The 2,200-nt window shown below is 47.0% G+C and carries 2 protein-coding genes; one reads left to right on the forward strand and one right to left on the reverse strand.

The window, feature by feature from the left end; genetic code table 11:
• Positions 1–126: 126 nt before the first annotated feature.
• The gene (locus DJ69_RS08430) at positions 127–1,623 is read left to right on the forward strand and encodes a sulfatase-like hydrolase/transferase (RefSeq protein ID WP_180271765.1); all 1,497 of its coding nucleotides are present in this window, start codon (positions 127–129) and stop codon (positions 1,621–1,623) included.
• A 12-nt stretch (positions 1,624–1,635) separates the two neighbouring features.
• Here DJ69_RS08430 and DJ69_RS08435 read toward each other — a convergent pair whose 3' ends face one another.
• Positions 1,636–2,010 (reverse strand): acyltransferase, encoded by a 375-nt coding sequence (locus tag DJ69_RS08435; protein WP_218962306.1) that lies wholly within the window; start codon positions 2,008–2,010, stop codon positions 1,636–1,638.
• Positions 2,011–2,200 lie beyond the last annotated feature (190 nt).

The raw sequence follows: 2,200 nt of genomic DNA on the forward strand, positions 1-2,200 counted from the left end.
AATCTCCTACAGAAGAGCGAGGAAAAATATCTCAGAAGAGTATTATGGGAGTGTGTGAGATTCTACTGGAGATAATAGTATGCTGTTCGTTAATCTTAATAAGGTGGTATTCTGCATATCTCTCTAGTGAAAAATCCAAATGTCTTGTTAGTTGTCTGGGACGCGTGTAGGTATGATTATGCCGTTAAACATGCGTCTTTTCTAAACGAACTTGCGTCTTCGAGTCTGTCATTTAACAATGCTGTTGCTCCATCACCTTGGTCTCTACCCTCCCATGCATCCATCTTCACCGGTGAGTACCCACATAAACACGGTTCAAACCGTTTCGGCGACTCGATCGATACACCACTCGTACAGGAACTATCTGACAGCGGTTACGCGACATATGGAGTCTCGGCGAACGGCTTCGCGAGTCAGCGCACTGGATTCCACGAGGAGTTTGACGAGTTTCGTTACACAGGCGGGCGTGACCCCTACATAAATGGAATTGATGTTTCGGGAAGTGCTCAGTGGATACTTCAGGAGTCTGGTGGAACCCATGGGGAGGCACTGATGCAGGTGCTCAGACAGATTCCATCACACGACCACCGCCTCAAGAGTCTCGCCAACCTCACCGCCGTCGGTTGCGGCGAACTCGCAAACAAGTTTGAGTTCTTACAACGAATACGACATCCCGTCTTCGCACCAACGAGCGACTACTCATACAAGCCGGGGAACAACACGCGTACTATATGTTCAATGCTTCGGAGCCACAACGACGGCGATCCGTTCTTTCTGTTTACAAACTATATGGACACTCACAGGTGCTACAAGCCCGAAGATACATTACAGGAGAAACATGTTGGACGGAAGCTCGGATATGATGAACTCGTCCGTCTCAACGAAAAGGTTGCCGCACCTTGGGAGTTCGAGTCGAAGAAGGCGCGTGGCGAACTCGATGAGGTGGATGTCGAGACGTTACGTAATTTATACGCTGGAGAGGTTGAAACTGCTGATCAGCACCTGAAGAAGTTATACAAGACACTGGATGAACAAGGCATGCTTGAGGATACCCTTATCATCGTTACCGCGGATCACGGTGAGAATCTCGGGGAGACCGACGAAATGAACCGACAGCGTATGGGACATGAAGCATCGATCAGCGACGCGGTTCTACGTGTTCCCCTCGTTGTCGCGCATCCCCAGCTTGATGCCGCAACCATCGAGGATGAGGTGTCCCTTGAATTCCTCTACGATTTCATCCTTTCGGTTGCCAACGGTGGAAACGTGTCCGAGAAGACTGTCCGTGACTGCGTACCTGACATTTTCGCGGTGAGTCAGTATCCCGCGACCGGCGGCGGAAACGAGACGCTTGAAAAGTATCCTGACGCTCCCAAGGAAGCGGTGCGTTATCGCTCATCAGAGCACTCTGTCGTCGCATATGACAATGACTGGAAGGTTGTTGCTGAGACATCAGGAGAGAAGTGGACACTAAAGGAGATGAACCAAGAACCAGTCCAGGACGCACCTAGAGACCTAGTTAAGACTACTGAAGAATACCTGAATTTGCTTAAGCAAGGAGGCGCAGATACGAATTTGTCAGATGAGAATCTGTCTCAGCTTGAGGATCTAGGATATTTATAGGTTTAATTTTGACTATGAAGAAGGAGATACAAATTCTTTTTCCTTTTTAAGTTTATTGTAATGATCCATATCCCGGTATGAAATTACTTCTGCGGGATGTCCACCTACAATAGCCCCTTCTGGAACATCTTGGACTACGGTTGACCCAGCTTGAACTATTGCACCTTCTCCGATTTTGATTCCAGGTACTACAACCACATTGACTCCGAACCAAACGTTATCTCTGATTATTACATCTTTTCTTACGAATGTGTCATCATATGGAACTGCGCTCCCATTATCATAATTGTGGTTCCGCGTGATTATAACGCAACCTGGAGCAGAACGAAAATTGTTGCCAATCTCTAAATATCCGTCGCCCCGTACCTCCATGCCATTAAATTTCACGTTATCTCCGAGGACACTATTGGGCGATAATCTGCTCGGACCATTCACTATAAAATTCTCACCAACTTCTTTTGCTTGTTCAGTCAGTTTGAGTGTGTAGTACCTCCGAGTAATCCATTTTCGAACTGTATATACAATGTTTAGGCCTTCCTCAATAGTGATGATAACATATTCAGTACTTCACAAAGCC

The organism is Halorubrum persicum (genome assembly GCF_002727125.1).
Taxonomy (GTDB): domain Archaea; phylum Halobacteriota; class Halobacteria; order Halobacteriales; family Haloferacaceae; genus Halorubrum; species Halorubrum persicum.